The 238-nt window shown below is 36.1% G+C and carries 1 protein-coding gene; it reads right to left on the bottom strand.

What is annotated here, in order from left to right:
• Positions 1–149: DnaJ domain-containing protein (locus tag ACFIO5_RS13290; protein ID WP_375705668.1), on the bottom strand; the 149-nt coding region annotated here is incomplete at its 3' end.
• Positions 150–238: the final 89 nt, after the last annotated feature.

Genomic DNA, 238 nt, shown 5'->3' with positions numbered 1-238 from the left:
CCAATTTCTTTGAATTTCCGTTCTGCCTCTTTATCCCCTGCATTGCGATCAGGATGATATTGCATCGCCAGCTTACGAAAAGCAGACTTCAGTTTTTTATCATCACATTCGCGAGTCACGCCAAGAATTTCATAATAATCGACCTTCATCATGTATTCCTGATAAGTTTTTGTTATCCATCTTTATGGATAAGATTTGCTTTCAATTTATATTTTTAGCGATAAAGTTGCAACTGATC

The organism is Bartonella sp. AA86SXKL (assembly GCF_042196885.1).
Note: the sequence above shows the minus strand (reverse complement) of the source record. Positions and strands in the feature narration are given on the sequence as shown.